Source organism: Exiguobacterium sp. s101, from assembly GCF_018617835.1.
GTDB lineage: Bacteria > Bacillota > Bacilli > Exiguobacteriales > Exiguobacteriaceae > Exiguobacterium > Exiguobacterium marinum.
The window spans coordinates 46,866-61,676 of the sequence record NZ_JACSKX010000013.1 but is presented as its reverse complement, the minus strand read 5'-3'; the positions used below and the strand labels follow the sequence as shown (position 1 = coordinate 61,676).

14 protein-coding genes are annotated in these 14,811 nt (G+C 47.4%); 3 read left to right on the top strand and 11 right to left on the bottom strand.

Annotated elements, in window-relative coordinates; genetic code table 11:
* Nucleotides 1-188: 188 nt before the first annotated feature.
* Both KNO76_RS11470 and KNO76_RS11465 read right to left on the bottom strand, forming a co-directional pair.
* Nucleotides 189-2,963, bottom strand: coding sequence for a glycoside hydrolase family 3 protein (locus tag KNO76_RS11470; protein WP_214885540.1), 2,775 nt, complete (start codon nucleotides 2,961-2,963; stop codon nucleotides 189-191).
* Nucleotides 2,960-4,036 carry an alpha/beta hydrolase gene (locus KNO76_RS11465; protein ID WP_214885539.1) on the bottom strand — a complete coding sequence of 359 codons (1,077 nt, stop codon included), beginning with the start codon at nucleotides 4,034-4,036 and terminating at the stop codon, nucleotides 2,960-2,962. Before KNO76_RS11465 ends, KNO76_RS11470 begins: the two co-directional genes overlap by 4 nt.
* Before the next feature lie 120 nt (nucleotides 4,037-4,156).
* Between KNO76_RS11465 and KNO76_RS11460 the strand changes: the two genes are divergently transcribed.
* Both KNO76_RS11460 and KNO76_RS11455 read left to right on the top strand, forming a co-directional pair.
* Entirely contained in the window at nucleotides 4,157-4,528 is a 372-nt protein-coding gene (locus KNO76_RS11460; protein ID WP_214885538.1) for a hypothetical protein, read from the top strand.
* 109 nt (nucleotides 4,529-4,637) lie between these two features.
* Nucleotides 4,638-6,083 carry a DEAD/DEAH box helicase gene (locus KNO76_RS11455; protein WP_214885537.1) on the top strand — a complete coding sequence of 482 codons (1,446 nt, stop codon included), beginning with the start codon at nucleotides 4,638-4,640 and terminating at the stop codon, nucleotides 6,081-6,083.
* Between the two features lie 201 nt (nucleotides 6,084-6,284).
* Here the strand turns inward: KNO76_RS11455 and KNO76_RS11450 are convergent, their stop codons facing one another.
* The 3 genes from KNO76_RS11450 to KNO76_RS11440 all read right to left on the bottom strand — a co-directional run bounded on the left by KNO76_RS11450 (nucleotide 6,285) and on the right by KNO76_RS11440 (nucleotide 8,620).
* Nucleotides 6,285-6,698 carry a hypothetical protein gene (locus KNO76_RS11450; protein ID WP_214885535.1) on the bottom strand — a complete coding sequence of 138 codons (414 nt, stop codon included), beginning with the start codon at nucleotides 6,696-6,698 and terminating at the stop codon, nucleotides 6,285-6,287.
* 14 nt (nucleotides 6,699-6,712) lie between these two features.
* A complete protein-coding gene (locus tag KNO76_RS11445) occupies nucleotides 6,713-7,906 on the bottom strand; it encodes a DUF4317 domain-containing protein (RefSeq protein ID WP_214703546.1) in 1,194 nt (397 codons plus the stop codon).
* A gap of 237 nt (nucleotides 7,907-8,143) precedes the next feature.
* The gene (locus KNO76_RS11440; RefSeq protein WP_214885573.1) at nucleotides 8,144-8,620 is read right to left on the bottom strand and encodes a peptide-methionine (S)-S-oxide reductase; all 477 of its coding nucleotides are present in this window, start codon (nucleotides 8,618-8,620) and stop codon (nucleotides 8,144-8,146) included.
* 72 nt (nucleotides 8,621-8,692) lie between these two features.
* Here KNO76_RS11440 and KNO76_RS11435 point away from each other — a divergent pair, with 72 nt between their 5' ends.
* On the top strand, nucleotides 8,693-8,950 hold the full coding sequence (locus tag KNO76_RS11435; RefSeq protein ID WP_214885534.1) for a hypothetical protein: 258 nt from the start codon (nucleotides 8,693-8,695) through the stop codon (nucleotides 8,948-8,950).
* An 8-nt stretch (nucleotides 8,951-8,958) separates the two neighbouring features.
* Here the strand turns inward: KNO76_RS11435 and KNO76_RS11430 are convergent, their stop codons facing one another.
* From KNO76_RS11430 to KNO76_RS11405, 6 genes are all read right to left on the bottom strand, one after another.
* A complete protein-coding gene (locus tag KNO76_RS11430; RefSeq protein ID WP_214885531.1) occupies nucleotides 8,959-9,873 on the bottom strand; it encodes a hypothetical protein in 915 nt (304 codons plus the stop codon).
* Nucleotides 9,874-9,894: 21 nt separating this feature from the next.
* The gene (locus KNO76_RS11425; RefSeq protein WP_214885524.1) at nucleotides 9,895-11,346 is read right to left on the bottom strand and encodes an MBOAT family O-acyltransferase; all 1,452 of its coding nucleotides are present in this window, start codon (nucleotides 11,344-11,346) and stop codon (nucleotides 9,895-9,897) included.
* Between the two features lie 49 nt (nucleotides 11,347-11,395).
* Nucleotides 11,396-12,802: an AMP-binding protein gene (locus KNO76_RS11420; RefSeq protein ID WP_214885522.1), complete on the bottom strand. Its 1,407-nt coding sequence runs from the start codon at nucleotides 12,800-12,802 to the stop codon at nucleotides 11,396-11,398.
* Nucleotides 12,799-13,044, bottom strand: coding sequence for an acyl carrier protein (locus KNO76_RS11415; RefSeq protein ID WP_214885519.1), 246 nt, complete (start codon nucleotides 13,042-13,044; stop codon nucleotides 12,799-12,801). The genes KNO76_RS11420 and KNO76_RS11415 overlap by 4 nt, the downstream gene beginning before the upstream one ends.
* Before the next feature lie 172 nt (nucleotides 13,045-13,216).
* Nucleotides 13,217-13,771 carry a GNAT family N-acetyltransferase gene (locus KNO76_RS11410; RefSeq protein WP_214885518.1) on the bottom strand — a complete coding sequence of 185 codons (555 nt, stop codon included), beginning with the start codon at nucleotides 13,769-13,771 and terminating at the stop codon, nucleotides 13,217-13,219.
* A gap of 65 nt (nucleotides 13,772-13,836) precedes the next feature.
* Nucleotides 13,837-14,676, bottom strand: a complete 840-nt coding sequence (locus KNO76_RS11405) for a DUF4352 domain-containing protein (RefSeq protein WP_214885517.1) — start codon at nucleotides 14,674-14,676, stop codon at nucleotides 13,837-13,839.
* Nucleotides 14,677-14,811 lie beyond the last annotated feature (135 nt).

Here is a 14,811-nt window from a genome sequence, read left to right as displayed (position 1 = left end):
TTACGTTAAATCAAGCGATCAAGGTATTCGTTTCACCCCATGCAAGTGATCGCCTTTCGTCCAAATGGCTTTGCATGAGTGCGTGAAGACCTAGAAAATCGAAGCCGATTTTCCACGGGTATGCGCCTCCTTTGCGATGTGTCGTTCTTTCGGTTATACCGAATTCAATGAATCGGCAAAAGGGCGGCTCAGCCGTTCTTCATACTGAATTCATCTGCGAGCGTGAAGGACACGTCCTTCACTTCTAATCCACTCAACGCGAAATAGAGCTGGAGATAATTATGCTGATTCAAGAAGAAGATCTGCTTCGTCTGCGTCACCCATTCTCCGTCCGTCCCGTTAAACGTGAACGTTGCACCCGGGATATTGTTCGCAAACAACGTCACCGGCATCTGTGCCAATTCTCCCGCGTTCGAACGGGCAGTCAACGTGATGTCATACGTTCCGGTCTGGTCGACCGAGATAGCGAAGACGTGTGTGTTTCCGGTCGAGGTGTCGATTCCTGACAAATCAACGTGTTCCCCGTTTTCGAGATGTTGATAGTCCAACTCAAATGCATCCTGTTGATTCGTTTCGTCTTCAAAGCCGAGCACCTCGACCGAACCATCATGAATCCCAAGCAGACGCTCCATCGCCGGTGATTTCAAGATGAATGAACAAATGTTGTGCGCACTCCGCAACAACTCGCCTCGTGTCACCACACCTTCTTCGAGCGATACCATCGTATTGTCCTCGAATGAGTTGAGGTCTGGACGGTCAACGACCATGTACAAGTCGTTTTGCGAGCGAACCATCGCTGCCGTGTTTTTACGGTTGGCCGACTCATCCTCACGGAAGTTCACTTTTGCCCACCAGTCCGTCATGACAATCCCTTCAAAGCCCCACTCGTCACGTAAGATACGCGTGTTTTGGTCATACAGTCCAGCCGTCCAGATTCCGTTGACCGCACCATAAGTCGTCATGATTGACGTTGCACGTCCTTCTTTCACCGCCATCTCGAACCCTTTCAAATAAATCTCACGTAACGCCCGCTCCGAGACGACCGAATCGATATCGTGACGATGTGCCTCTTGGTTGTTGGCGCTGAAGTGCTTGAGTGTGCCCGTCACGCCGACTCGATGCATGCCGTTTAATTGAGCGACCGCCATCTTTCCAGTCACATGCGGATCTTCTGAGAAATACTCGAAGTTCCGTCCATTCAACGGATTGCGGTGAATGTTCATCCCTGGTCCGAGCAGCGTATCGACGCGATTTTTCCGCATCTCGAGTCCTGTCATCTCAAACAAGTCTTCGACGAGGTCGACGTTGAACGTGGACGCCAACAATGTCCCGTTCGGAAGCGCGAACGCCTTCGTCCCGATATCCATGCGAATCCCTGATGGACCATCGGCACAACAGGCCGCTGGAATCTCAAGCTCGTTCAATCGGTCGGACACCCCACCAAACGCAGCTGCCGTTCCCGGTGTGACGCGTGGTGAGTTCATCCCTTGTCCGCGGACGATACAAGCCAAGTCCTCATCCGTCAATTGATTTAGAAATGCGTCGAGCGACGCCTTCCCGTGGTACACATCACTCAATTTGATGCCTTGGTCACCCGTGAACGCTTGCGTCTCAGGGCGTTCTTCCAAATAACGTGTCTCGACGTCAACGGCACGAAGCGGTGTCGACTCATAGCTCACTTCAAACCCTCGTTCGCCTTGAATCGGTTTCATCCGTTCGAACGGGAGGACAGGTGCCATATTCTCGCTCAACGTCTCAAGGACACGTTGCTCACGCTGCTCGACCTCAAAAGCGAGTGCAGCCGAACGCACGTCTGTTCCGACGTATAACCGATACATCCCCGCCTCTAATACGAAGCTCGATTCATGACCCGTCACGCCAGAGTCGTCATAACTCGCAAAGTCAGTCATGTGGACGGTGAAAGAAAGTGTCTGTCGCTCACCTGGCTCAAGAAGCAACGTCTTCTCGAACGCGACCATTGACCGGAGTGGGTTCCCGAGCTTCCCTTGTGGCTTCTCGACATAGAGCTGAACGACTTCTTTCCCGTCACAGTCACCCGTGTTTGTCACTTCCACGTCAAACGTTAGGACGCCATCGACTTCTTTAGTCTGTTTGACCTCCGTTTTGAACGTCGTGTAAGACAGTCCGAATCCGAATGGGTACAAGACATCATCCTTCGCGAACGTCTCGAAATAGCGATAGCCGACATAGATGTCTTCTTGATAAATTCCCTTGTCTGCGTGACCAAAGTTCTTTGTCGACGGATAATCCTCGATCGAACGAGCGATCGTATCTGTCAGTTTCCCGGAAGGAGTCACGTCTCCGACGAGAACGTCGACAAGTCCTTTTCCACCTTCCATCCCGCCTTGCCAAGCATAGAGGATGGCACTCGGTTGCTCTGCCCATTTCATGTCGATGATGTTCCCGACGTTTAGGACGACGACTGTCTTTTGGAAGCGTTTCGTGACGCACTCGATCATCGCGTGTTCGATATCCGTCAACAAGTAGCTACCCGGGTCGGCCGTGTTGTCACGGTCTTCCCCTGCCGTGCGTCCAATCATGATGAGCGCGACATCTGACTCTTGTGCGGCTTGATCGACGAGTTCGTCCGTTACGTCCATCTCCTGTTGCGACCACGGTTCACCCGCCCAACCGACACCTTGGTCAAATGGATTCTCCGTCACCCACTCTTCATACGTCGCATAGAGCGATTCATTGATGTGAATGTCCGTACGCTCACGTAGTGCCTCGAGCGGTGTCGTGACGTGTCCGACGTTCACCATCCCGCCTGATCCGGTACCGCTCTTATAGTAATGGAACTGGCTACGACCAAATACAGCGAGCTTTGTTTCAGGCTGTAACGGGAGGGTCTTCTGTTCGTTTTTGACTAACACGACGCCTTCCGCGACCGCTTGACGGGCCAATTCCTCATAACGTGTCCAATCTAATGTATACTGTTTCATTTCGTCAGCTCCTTTAGTCCATTTGCGATTTCATACATACAATCTTCTGCTTGCGGATAGTCTCCCAACTTATCGATGAAAGCATGGTCCATCCCTCGATATTGAATGAGCCGTGTCGGAATACCTGCTCTCGACAGTTTCCGTGCATAGGCCTCTCCTTCAAGTCGTAAATAATCGTATTCGGCTGTCACAATCAGGGTAGGTGGTAGACCCGTGACATCGTCTGCGAACAACGGCGATACGAGGGGATGTTTGAGATCCGTCTTCCCTTGAAGATAGAGATCATTTAGTAGCGAATCTGGATCCGCAAGCGCAAGCACGACACCACGAATCAAATCGTGATGGTATGAGATGTCGAACGCATCGAGTGTCCATTCAAAATCATCTGTCGGAATCGACCCTAGATTGACGACGGGATAGACGAGCGCTTGATAACTGATTCGATGTTCCCCTCGTTCTTGGTCCATCAGACAGCAAGCGGTCGCCAAGTTGCCACCGGCACTGTCACCGGCGACGCCGATTCGGTCGCGATGGACGTTCAACTCAGTCGCATTTTCATACACCCATTCAAAGGCGCGGTAACAGTCATTCAATCCGGCTGGGAACGCATGCTCCGGGGCGAGACGATAATCAACAGCGATGACGACCGCATTCGCCCGTTCCGCGAGTAGCTTACATGGATTCTCGATTGTCTCAAGCGTCCCCCCGAAGAATCCACCGCCGTGGAAGAAGAGAATGGCCGGGATTGCTTCGGTATGATGCGGACGATACAGACGGGCCCGGATGTCGCCGTCCTCACTTGGAATGAGTAGAGATTCCGTTGCGATCTCAATCGTTGTCCGATCCTGATTCGTCCAACCCATGCTAGCGCGTGCAGACTCGAGGTCAAATGCTGTATCCGGTTCATTGTGTGAAGAATGATTTGCGGTCAGCGTCGCAAAGACGCGTGGATCAAGGTCGCCGGTATGGTCTGAATCCGGGATTGGTTTGATGATGGTTTCGAGGTGGTTTGCGTATGTTCGATATTGGTCTTGTTGAAGGTGTTGGACGAGATGTTCATAATCGGATTCCATTATGTAAGCCCCTTTCTTTCGATATTCTTTAGCCTGTAAAAATATTGTTTATGGGTAAAGTTGTACATCGACTCATCGTATGATACGTTGTTGGAACAGATCACTAAAGGAGTGTTATTGATGTACAACTGCGTTAGCTGCAACAAGCAATTAACAGAACAGAAAGTCATCCATACAGATGAACTCGGTCACTTTGGTGATCCCATCAAACATTATTGTGATTCTTGTTTCATCGAAGGAGCGAAAATCGGTTTTAACAAGATGGAGATTGGTTGCTGCACAGCATGCCAACAACCGTTCGTTTTAGAATATGATGCGGAAGAGACCGCTAGTCTGGCTCGAGAAGATGGAACCATCCACTACATATGCCCTCAACTACTAGACGCATATCGACAACAAAATGAAGAGTTGATTGACCAGTTAGAAGATGTTCATGATCAATTTATTTTTTATGCAATTCAACCCGATCCGACGCTGCCTGACTTCGGATAATGGATTGTCATTCGCTTTCCTACCAACTTTCGGTCTATAATGGACTGTATTGCAAATAGACATTGAAATTTTCTGTAGCAGAAGTTTTCACGAAAGAATGAGGTTACCCATGAACAAACAGCAATTTACTGATTATCGCCTGAGCGACGAGATCACTCGTGCGTTAGGCATTATGAAATACGAATCACCTACCGAAGTACAACAGCAGGTCATCCCCCGTGCGCTCGAGCGCGAAGACTTAATCGTCAAAGCACAGACAGGAAGCGGAAAGACTGCCGCTTTTGGGATTCCGGTCATCGAGCTCATCGACTGGGCTGAAAATAAACCCCAAGTGCTCGTTTTGACACCGACACGCGAACTCGCCGTTCAAGTCCGAGAAGATATGACGAACATCGGACGTTTCAAACGAATCAAAGCGACTGCCGTCTACGGGAAAGAACCGTTCTCGAAACAGCGTGAAGAGTTGAAGCAAAAGACACATATCGTCGTCGGTACGCCAGGACGCGTCATGGACCACATCGAGCGCGAAACCCTCTCACTCGACCGTATCGAATACTTGATCATCGATGAAGCGGATGAGATGCTCAACCGTGGCTTCCTCGCTGACGTCGAGAAGATTCTTCAGCAGTTGCCAAACGAACGCGTGACGATGGTCTTCTCAGCGACGTTCCCACAAGATATCGAACGCCTCTGTCAGAAGCATATGAATGCTCCTGCGCGTGTCGCCATCGAATCGACCGGCATGACCGCTTCGACAATCGAACACCGTCTCCTCCCGGTTCATCGGAATGAGAAACTTGCTGTCCTTCAAGACATCACGGTCGTCGAGAACCCGGACAGCTGTATGATTTTCTGTCGAACGAAAGAGAACGTCGACACGGTGTACGCCGAGCTCGACAAAGCTGGCTATTCGACTGAACGTCTTCACGGTGGACTCGAGCAAGAGGATCGCTTCGCCGTCATGAACGGATTCAAGATGGGCAACTTCCGTTATCTCGTGGCGACAGACGTCGCAGCGCGCGGAATCGATGTCGATAACGTCGAGCTCGTCGTCAACTATGACGTTCCTGTCGAAAAAGAAAGCTACGTGCACCGTACCGGTCGTACCGGACGTGCCGGCAAACAAGGGACGGCCATCACACTCATGACCCGTCAGGAAGAGCGCCTCATCGGAGCCATCGAATCTTACGTTCAATTCGAAATTCCGATGATCGATGCTCCGACAGAAGCGGAAGTCGCGGCTAACCAAGATGCCTTTGAGCAAAAGTTGAGCGGACGACGCGTCGTTCGCAACAACAAGACGGCTCGCATCAATCAAGACATCATGAAGCTCCATTTCAGTGGCGGGAAGAAGAAAAAACTTCGTGCCGTCGACTTCGTTGGAACGATTGCAAAAATCCCTGGAGTATCCGCTGACGACATCGGAATCATCACGATCAACGACCAGATGACGTACGTCGATATCCTCAACGGAAAAGGTTCGATCGTCCTTCAGGCGATGGAAACGACGCCAATCAAAGGGAAGAAACTTAAAGTAAGCAAAGCTCATAAATAATGCATACCCAGCCTCAAAGATGATGTTCGTCTTTGAGGCTTTTTCGTTATTCGACAAACATCGAAAGCGCTTTCGATAAACGGTAAAAAAATATAGTTTTTAGAAAACGTTTTCATCTGCATCATACCTGTATCAAAGATTGAATTCAACCTTCCTCACTTGATTGTCAAAAAAGAGCCCAAGGTTTAAGCCTTGGACCCTTCACTTGAATCGAAAATCTTGAACGTTCCCTGTGAATCCCGAGATCGACACGTCATTCTTTTCATCGACGCGATAGTAGTATTCTGCGTTCGGTTCATTTGTAAATGTGACGTAGATCGTATACGGATTCGTGTGTTCGAAACCATCCGCGCGAAACGGGATTGTTCTTATGCTGTATGTTTCGTCCGGATACTGCTCAGCGAGATACATGTCAACGAGGTGCTTGTCTTCTGCGACCCGCTCCGCTATAAGAACAGGGCGTGAAAAATAGAACGTACCGTACGTCATAACAATCAGCAATGCAACGCCAACCATACCGAGTCTCCATTTTTCACGCAATGCTAGCGCAAGTAATAGTGGGATAGCAACCAGGATGAAAAATGCAACATATTCAATCAACTCGATCGGATGCATCGATTTTCCCCCAATCAGTCTAACGACTCTTCAGAGATGAGCTTGAACCCTTCGATTTCTGTCTCCTCTTCCACTTCGATTAAGAGACATGGTTTTCCTTTATAATTCACTTGCTTCACGTATTTCAAATCTTGTGGACTGACCGAAATATTGGCGACCTTTGTATTGATCTTGATTGATTTTGACGTATACTTCGGAACGACACTCGTCGCTTTCATCTCATATTTCGTGTCATCCACGACTTGCTTGAACGCCTGCTCGACCTTCTCCGTCGTCACATCTTCCACACCGCTCGCCCGTAAGACGACCTCGACCGCCCGAGAGTCGAGCATGGCCACCGTCTCTTCTTCTTGCTCATTCTCTTCCTCGGCGACGATGATTTGATTGATCTCATCGTAAACGGTCGCGAGTGTCCGGGAATTAACTTCTTCGCCGATGACCGCTTTGATGACTTCTTCAAAGACAGCCTTCTCTTCCACTGCCGTGACGATTTCCGAACCGTTCAACACGTTCTCGATGAACGTCATATCCGGTTGATGCGCTTTATGCGCCGAGTAAAGCACATGGTTCACATCGGCCGCGTTATCCGTGAAACACGGGAATAAGAATCCACCGATTGGCGCCTCGAGTTTGATGATCGGATTTACAATCAAGCTGGCTTTGAATTCCCGCTCGACGAAGTCAAAAACAAGTGACTTTTTCGGAAGTTCTGTCGGGCTGATACTGCCGAGGATGAACTTCGTCGTATACACTTCATCGTTCGCGTGAATCTCAGACTCTTCCGAATGTCGGTTCGTCGGTTTATTGTAATTCCCCCGAATGAACGTCACGACCATGTCTTTCTCAAACGGCGTGTCCTTCACCATCTTCAACGCGATGCGCTGCATATAGTCCGTCCATACGTCTGTCTCTTCCGTACGGAGTCCTTCATAGAGCAACCCTTGCGTATGGTCGACTTGACCTTCCTCAGGATATTGGAACTTCACTTCGAACAACTTTTCATCTAGCTTCCCGCCGAGCACTTTTTTGAAGTTCGTCAAAAACAGTTCTTGCTGTTCTTCTTCAAGGAACGGGAACGGGCGCAACTCTTCGTAATAAATCTCATTCGTTTCCTGTCGGATGTAAATCGTATATAGATCAGCAATCTTGAGTTTGGTCGCATTTACTTTAAACTGTCGGCGAATCGCCGCAATCTCTTTCTTGTTCATTCCATCCACCTCTTCTTTTCTATCAATCCATGTCACCCATTATACCAGTCCTGATTGGTTACTAGTTCCAAAGAAACAATAGGAGGCTGAACAGTCACTCAGATGCTCATGAATATTCACGAATGGGGCAATTTTTATAAATGTGCCCCTTTCTGGGTTCAGTTCAATTCGAGTGAAAGACTACTTCTTTTACTTTTTCATCTAAAAAAGCACCTCAAAAAGAGACGCTTTCAATGGCTATATGGTCTGATATTTTATTAACACGTCTTTCGGGATATGACAATAATCGTCCGGGCAACGTGTCAGACGGTCCTGATGTTCGTCCGCACTTCGCACATAGTTCGTGAGCGGCTTCACTTCAACAGCAATCCGTTCCACATCAGCGCGTTGATCTATAAACGCTTGCGCCTCGAGCAGATGTCGTGGCTCCTCACTGTAGACGCCCGTTCGATACTTCTCCCCGACATCAATCCCTTGTTGATTGATGCTGTATGGGTCGATGATTTCGAACAAGTAATGCATCAAATCCTCGACCGTCACTACGTCCGGATCGAACGTCGTTTTGACGCACTCCGCGTAACCGTCATACTCTCCGTCTAACGTGTCCGTCGTCCCATTCGCACGACCTGCCTCGGTCAAGAGGACGCCGGGTAACGTCTTCACGAATGCCTGGACGCCCCATAGACATCCTTCGGCTAAATAGATTGTTTCGATTGGAACCCTCCCCCATTTCGTTGAATCTTTTCTTCAGCATACACGTATCAATGGGAGAAAGGAGAGATTCACTTGAATAAACAACGTTTTCTCACCACAATGACGAGCTCCATTATTCTCTTTATTGCCATGATTTTTATTTTTAGCAACGACTTTTCTTTATTCATTGAAATGATGATCATCTTTCTTGCGGTTGTCGTCGGTCAAACAATGCTCGAACGACTATTTCGACGATTTGCGGAGAAACAGGTATCGAATCAGACCGTGTTCGTCTCGTTCCTATCGATGCTAGTGATATTATGGACGTTCGCAGGCATTCTTTTCGATTGAATACGAAGTCATTGTTCTTGAATGTACCCCAACCGCTTCAAATCTTCATAGACAAGCGTAGACAATAATTTTCGCCCGTCCCCATTCAAGTGGTCCGGGTTATGGAAGAAGGATTGTTTGTGAATGAACCGTTCATCCCCCATGTAGTTGAGGAATGGGACATCGACATCCAATTTTTCTAAATACTGAAATACGAGGTGCTCCATCACGTTTTCATCAAAATACGTATGATATGACGCATGGACCGGCTCCATCGCTAAGACGACGCGATAGCCTTGCTTTTTGCAGTAATCGATGATGTCTTGTAAATGTGCCATATTCTCTTCAATCTCGTGATGGATCACGGCATTCTCGTATTGAGCGGCCACTTCTTCAAACTTACGCTCGGAATAATTCAGCCCACCATTTTCCCATGGCTTATGCACATCAAAGCGAAAATCTCGGATTTCCCGGGAAATAGCGGCGTAGGCACTCCCACTGTTCAATGCAGGGAAGCGCTCGTGCGTATAGTAGTGGAACCAACTGACCGACTCCAAGTCTTCCCGTTCCAACACGCGATAGTAGTTTTCTTTCCGACCGACGTCCGAATTGCTGAACGTGATTTGTGATAACGAGACGATCACGACCCCATCTGGCTTCAGATGTTCATCGTATTCTTTCAACATCTTTAAGTCATATTCGATCGGTTGACTCGGTAACGCCAAATCCAGATGCGACAATCCAAGCGACTTGAATGAATACCCGTACATCGCATGGGACGTCCCGAGATTGATGATGTCGACCGGGTGGGGGTCTTCCTTAAAGGCAAGGACAGCTCGGTTATTATTATACTCCCACGACTCTTTCACGAACTCGTTGACGGGAATGAAGAGTGCGATGATGACGAGTAACACGACACCTATTTTGATTCCTAAACGCTTCATGCTAATTCCTTTCCGTACATCTTAAAACCCACCGTATACAAATCCTTGGCCCGACACCCCAAACAAGAAGGCCAAGACAATAAAGAACAAGTTGATGGCCACGCTCGTCACCACAGACTGACGTGCCATCCAGTCCCACGCCGAACCTCTCGTCCGCTCAATATGTTGGAACAGATGAACGACGACAAAGACGACGAGGAAGATGATTAAATCGAGTAACGAGAAGATTTGAATCGCCTGTATCATGCCTGACGGTGCCCATGAAGAGGGTGTCACGTACAGTTTGGCATGCGAGAACGCCTCCGCCATGGAGTGAGACTGAAAGAAGACACGTGAGAAGCAGACGAGCTGGAACGTGATAGCGATTTTCCACCACCGATGCAGTGTCGGCACGCAGTCAAATCCGACCCATGACGCCATTTTTTCACGTTGTTGTTTCGTATGGTCTCCGAACACGCGATAGATTCCATGAATGAGTCCCCATAAGACGAAGTTCCATGCGGCTCCGTGCCAAATCCCACTAACTAAAAATGTCACAAGGATAGCTCCGTAAATCTGTTCGCGTTTCTTCTTTCCTTTTGCGAGCGGCATGAAGATATAATCCCGTAGCCACATCGAAAGCGTGATATGCCAGCGGTTCCAGAAGTCGGCGATTGATACGGCGAAGTGCGGCTGCTTGAAGTTTTCCGATAACCGAATCCCAAGTAAGCGTGCACAGCCGATGGCGATGTCACTGCACGCCGAGAAGTCGGCGAACAGTTGAATCGAGAACAACATCGTTGCGAGCACGATCTCCGAACCGGTCGGGTCCGGACTGTTGAACACGCTTGCGACAATCGGGGCTAACCGGTCAGCGATTAACGTCTTCTTGAAGAATCCCCAGATAATGCGCTGAATCCCATAGCTGATGTTGTCGTAGTCGAGATGTTGTTCCGTCTTCAACTGTGGAAGTAGCTTTTTCGCCCGCTCAATCGGTCCCGCTACAAGTTGCGGGAAGAAGGCGAAATAGACCGAGAAATAGCCATAATGACGCTCCGCCTTTTGCTTCCCGCGCGAGACGTCCACGACATAACTGATGGCTTGGAACGTATAGAACGAAATCGCCAATGGTAAGACGATTTCTCTATACGGGACGTCATAATCAAATCCGCTCCATGTGGTGAACGAACGAAGCGAGTCATTGACGAAATTAAAATATTTGAACCAGCCAAGGCAGAAGACGAGCCCCGAGACACCGACCCACATGAGCCGTTTCTTCTGTTCTTTCTTTTCCTGCTTCTCGATCAGAATCCCGATGACGTACGTGAAGGCGGTGCTGATCAACAGTAACGGGATGAATTGAATGCTCAACGTGGCGTAAAAGACATAGCTCGCCAGGAGAAGGAGTATCCAACGGAATCGATGTGGAATCATATAGTACGTTCCAACGATGAGTGTTAAAAATAAGAGAAATTCAATCGAAATAAAAGTCATATTTACCACCTGATGTTATGAAACTTGACGATGTACCGATTCCTGACAATCAGGTGGTCACAAGTTCTCGCTTCGGCAATGCGGCATAACGAATCTTCCCGAACGCATTACGCGGAATCTCGTCAATCTGCATCACCCGCACACCTTTCACCTTGATTTGTTCTTTCATGATTTTTTTTATGTGCGTAACGTCGTCCTGTAACGTATACACGTATAACTGGTCGTCCTCCCCGGCACAGACGCACTCATGTCCATGCTCTCGAAGGAGCGCCTCGACTTCGTCCAGGCTGATTCGACTGCCATACAGTTTAATCATGCGCTTGATGCGACCGACGATGAAGAAATACCCATCCTCGTCGCGGTACGCCATGTCACCCGTATGCAAGACACCGTGATTGTTGTCACCTTTCGCAAGGTCAGCTAACGAGGTCGCATACCCGAACGACACGTTATCACCTTGATACACCAGTTCGCCTGTCACGTTCGCCTCTTTGATGTCATTTCCGGATTCGTCACGCAACGTGAGCGTTCCACCAGGGATGGCAATTCCGATACTCCCTGCTTTTTCCGCATGCATCCGATCCGGTAAATACGATATCCGGGCCGTCGCCTCCGTCTGTCCGTACATGATGAAAAACTGAATCCCTTTTTCTTCACATACCGTCGCGAAGTGCTGTGCGAGCACCGGGTCCAACTTGCCACCGGCTTGCGTCAACTTCTTCAGACTTGGGAGGTCGTACGTCTCAAACTTCAATCGTTTCAACATCTCATAATGAAACGGGACCCCACCAAACGTCGTCGCCTGCTCGGCACGACACAGCTCCCAAAACTCCTTTTGAACGATCGAGCGGTCTGTCAGGATGAGGGTCGCCCCTTTCAACAGATGACTGTTGATGATGGAGAGTCCATACGAATAGTTCATCGGCAGCGTCGTGATTGGTTTATCCGTCTGATCGATGTCGAGATAGTCGATGATGGATGAAGCGTTCGCCTTCAGATTTTTGTATGTGAGGCGAACAAGTTTCGGACTTCCGGTACTACCTGATGTCGTCAATAGAAGGGCCAACTCTTCATGAAGTTCGTGGTAAACCGATGTTCCGGTTTCAAATAAGGCGTAGCCACCATAGCCATAGAAGGCATTCAACGAGTTCGCCAAATCCTCCCTTGTCTCCGGAGCCCAGACGTGCGTTGGTTGATACCGTTCCATCAACTTCTGTAATTGTTCTACTGGAATATCTGCATCGAGCAAGACCGGGACGACTCGCCCACGGAGAAAGCCGATATATCCGAAGAGCGACTCGACCCGGTTCGCACATAAACAGAAGACGAGCGACCGTTCGCCGACTTCCTCACAAATCGAATCCCCGACTTCAAGCATCTCTCTGTATGAATAAGAGCGGTCCGCATAGACCGCCTCACGATTCGCATACTGCTCGAGTGTTTGAAAAAGCGTCATGATTTGATGTCCACACCGAGACGCTGCAACAACGCGATACCAGACTTGTACGAATGGAACTCTGTCATTTCATCCGAGTCGACATACACGTCAAACGCATCCTCGATTTCGGCGATGAGGGTCATATGTCCAATCGAATCCCACTCCGTTGATTCCCCGAGCTTCATCTCTTCAAGGACCACATCGTCCTCTAGTTCCAATCCATTTCGAAATGCCATGTTGTATGCTTCAAGCGTGCTCATTGTATTCATCCTTTCACATTCACTCAACCTTATTCGATTCCATCTATTCTTATCGACTGATAATGATAATCATTTGCCTTGTGATTCTATCACAAATTTTCGAAATCCTCAATTCTTAATAGGAGATAAAGCTTGAAGTTGAGCGATTTTTTGCATGAAAAAGACCACATCGTTATGATGCAGTCTCAGGAGATGATAAAACATATTCGAGTTGTAAGTCGAGTGGTTCTGCCTCGTAGACTTCTGGCACGGTTTCTTCGGCTAACGTACATCCCATCGCTTTGTAGAAATGATACGTATCAACGGCCGGATTCGCCCCGATGTACAGTTTTTTCGCACTCCGTTCGATTGCTGCCTGACAGACACGTTCAAATAATCGCATTCCGATTCCCTGACCTCGGCAAGGACGACTCACATGAATGAAACCCAAATTCAAATACTGGCCTTCCGTTCCGAGCGATTGTCCGTTTAGTCCGGCAAAGCCAAGCAGCGTCTCGCCTTTTTGGATTACCACAACAACGCCGCCACGGTCGATGTAGTAGTTAAGAATCTCAATGACCTGTTGTTTTTTCGCATCGTCCCATTCATCGATGTAATGCTCTTCTTTTTGATAAAGCTCACCATTTGAATCCACGGCATAGATGCGATGGGTTTCTTGAAAACGTTCAAAGGTTGCTAGAAAGTCTGGAGCAATTCGTTCTGTTAGGAGTTTGATGGTGTAGTTCATGTTTTCTCCTTATTCAAAACCAGTAATTGACTAATAATTCATGTCCAACAACTATAGATTATCGATTAATTTATTGGTACTTCAAAAACATATGGTTTGAAATCTAAATCGTAATTGTCTGAATAAGCTTCAGCATTTAATTTGATGGTATTTTCACTTAATTCAATGGCTGGATAGACGATGACCCCTTCAGTTTCAATTCCTGGCAAAATCTCTGATTGAATTTCTTCAAGTCCAGTCTCTTCAGAATTAAAGTATTCCTCTTCTAATTGTTTGTTTCCGATAATCAATTTTGTTGAGTGAGAATAAAATGATGCATTGTCTTGTGTATTATTTTTAACTTTTAAATAAACTCTTGTTTGATTTTTTGCGAATTCTATCTTTTGTAGAGTAACTACAAGCTCATTCTGATTGACTTCTTTATCAACTACTATTTCTTTTTCAGTTGGAGAAATAACAGAAATGTAATCAGAAACTTCTATACTTTCAGCCAATATGACTGGTGCTTGGATTGTTCCTCCAAAAGCATTTTCACCTTCATATTTGTCTTTAACAACACCTTTTACTATTACGTAATCATTAGTACTTATTTTCAAATTAGGATCATTTACAGCTGCCAATGTATTCTTCTCAGAATTTTCAGGATCAGCCCAAAATTGAATATAAGTTCCATCGGAATCTTTCTCTGGTTCAGTAAAAACTTGTCCAGTTAGTTCCACCTCATATCCAATATATTTTTCAGGGTCACTATATAATTTCTCATAGTCTTCAGCTTTTAGTTTTCCTTTGTTGGAAACTTCCTCCGATGCATTACTATCTTTAGAAGTAGAACTTTCAGAATCACCACATGCTCCAAGTATTACAATTACAAAAGATAAGCATGTAAATAAAATTAATTTTTTCACGGTTGAGTCTCCTTTCATTCAATTTACCACCTATAATTTTACTATATTTTTCTATTTTATTGAACAGTAAATTTAATACATCTTCTAAAAGTAAAAAATCTCTGAAATGATATTTAACACACGAAGAAAATATCT

What these genes read in the sequence shown, in the direction of transcription:
- KNO76_RS11470 (WP_214885540.1), bottom strand. Translation starts at nt 2,963, where the DNA reads ATGAAACAGTATACATTAGATTGGACACGTTATGAGGAATTGGCCCGT.
- KNO76_RS11465 (WP_214885539.1), bottom strand. Translation starts at nt 4,036, where the DNA reads ATGGAATCCGATTATGAACATCTCGTCCAACACCTTCAACAAGACCAA.
- KNO76_RS11460 (WP_214885538.1), top strand. Translation starts at nt 4,157, where the DNA reads ATGTACAACTGCGTTAGCTGCAACAAGCAATTAACAGAACAGAAAGTC.
- KNO76_RS11455 (WP_214885537.1), top strand. Translation starts at nt 4,638, where the DNA reads ATGAACAAACAGCAATTTACTGATTATCGCCTGAGCGACGAGATCACT.
- KNO76_RS11450 (WP_214885535.1), bottom strand. Translation starts at nt 6,698, where the DNA reads ATGCATCCGATCGAGTTGATTGAATATGTTGCATTTTTCATCCTGGTT.
- KNO76_RS11445 (WP_214703546.1), bottom strand. Translation starts at nt 7,906, where the DNA reads ATGAACAAGAAAGAGATTGCGGCGATTCGCCGACAGTTTAAAGTAAAT.
- KNO76_RS11430 (WP_214885531.1), bottom strand. Translation starts at nt 9,873, where the DNA reads ATGAAGCGTTTAGGAATCAAAATAGGTGTCGTGTTACTCGTCATCATC.
- KNO76_RS11425 (WP_214885524.1), bottom strand. Translation starts at nt 11,346, where the DNA reads ATGACTTTTATTTCGATTGAATTTCTCTTATTTTTAACACTCATCGTT.
- KNO76_RS11420 (WP_214885522.1), bottom strand. Translation starts at nt 12,802, where the DNA reads ATGACGCTTTTTCAAACACTCGAGCAGTATGCGAATCGTGAGGCGGTC.
- KNO76_RS11415 (WP_214885519.1), bottom strand. Translation starts at nt 13,044, where the DNA reads ATGAGCACGCTTGAAGCATACAACATGGCATTTCGAAATGGATTGGAA.
- KNO76_RS11410 (WP_214885518.1), bottom strand. Translation starts at nt 13,771, where the DNA reads ATGAACTACACCATCAAACTCCTAACAGAACGAATTGCTCCAGACTTT.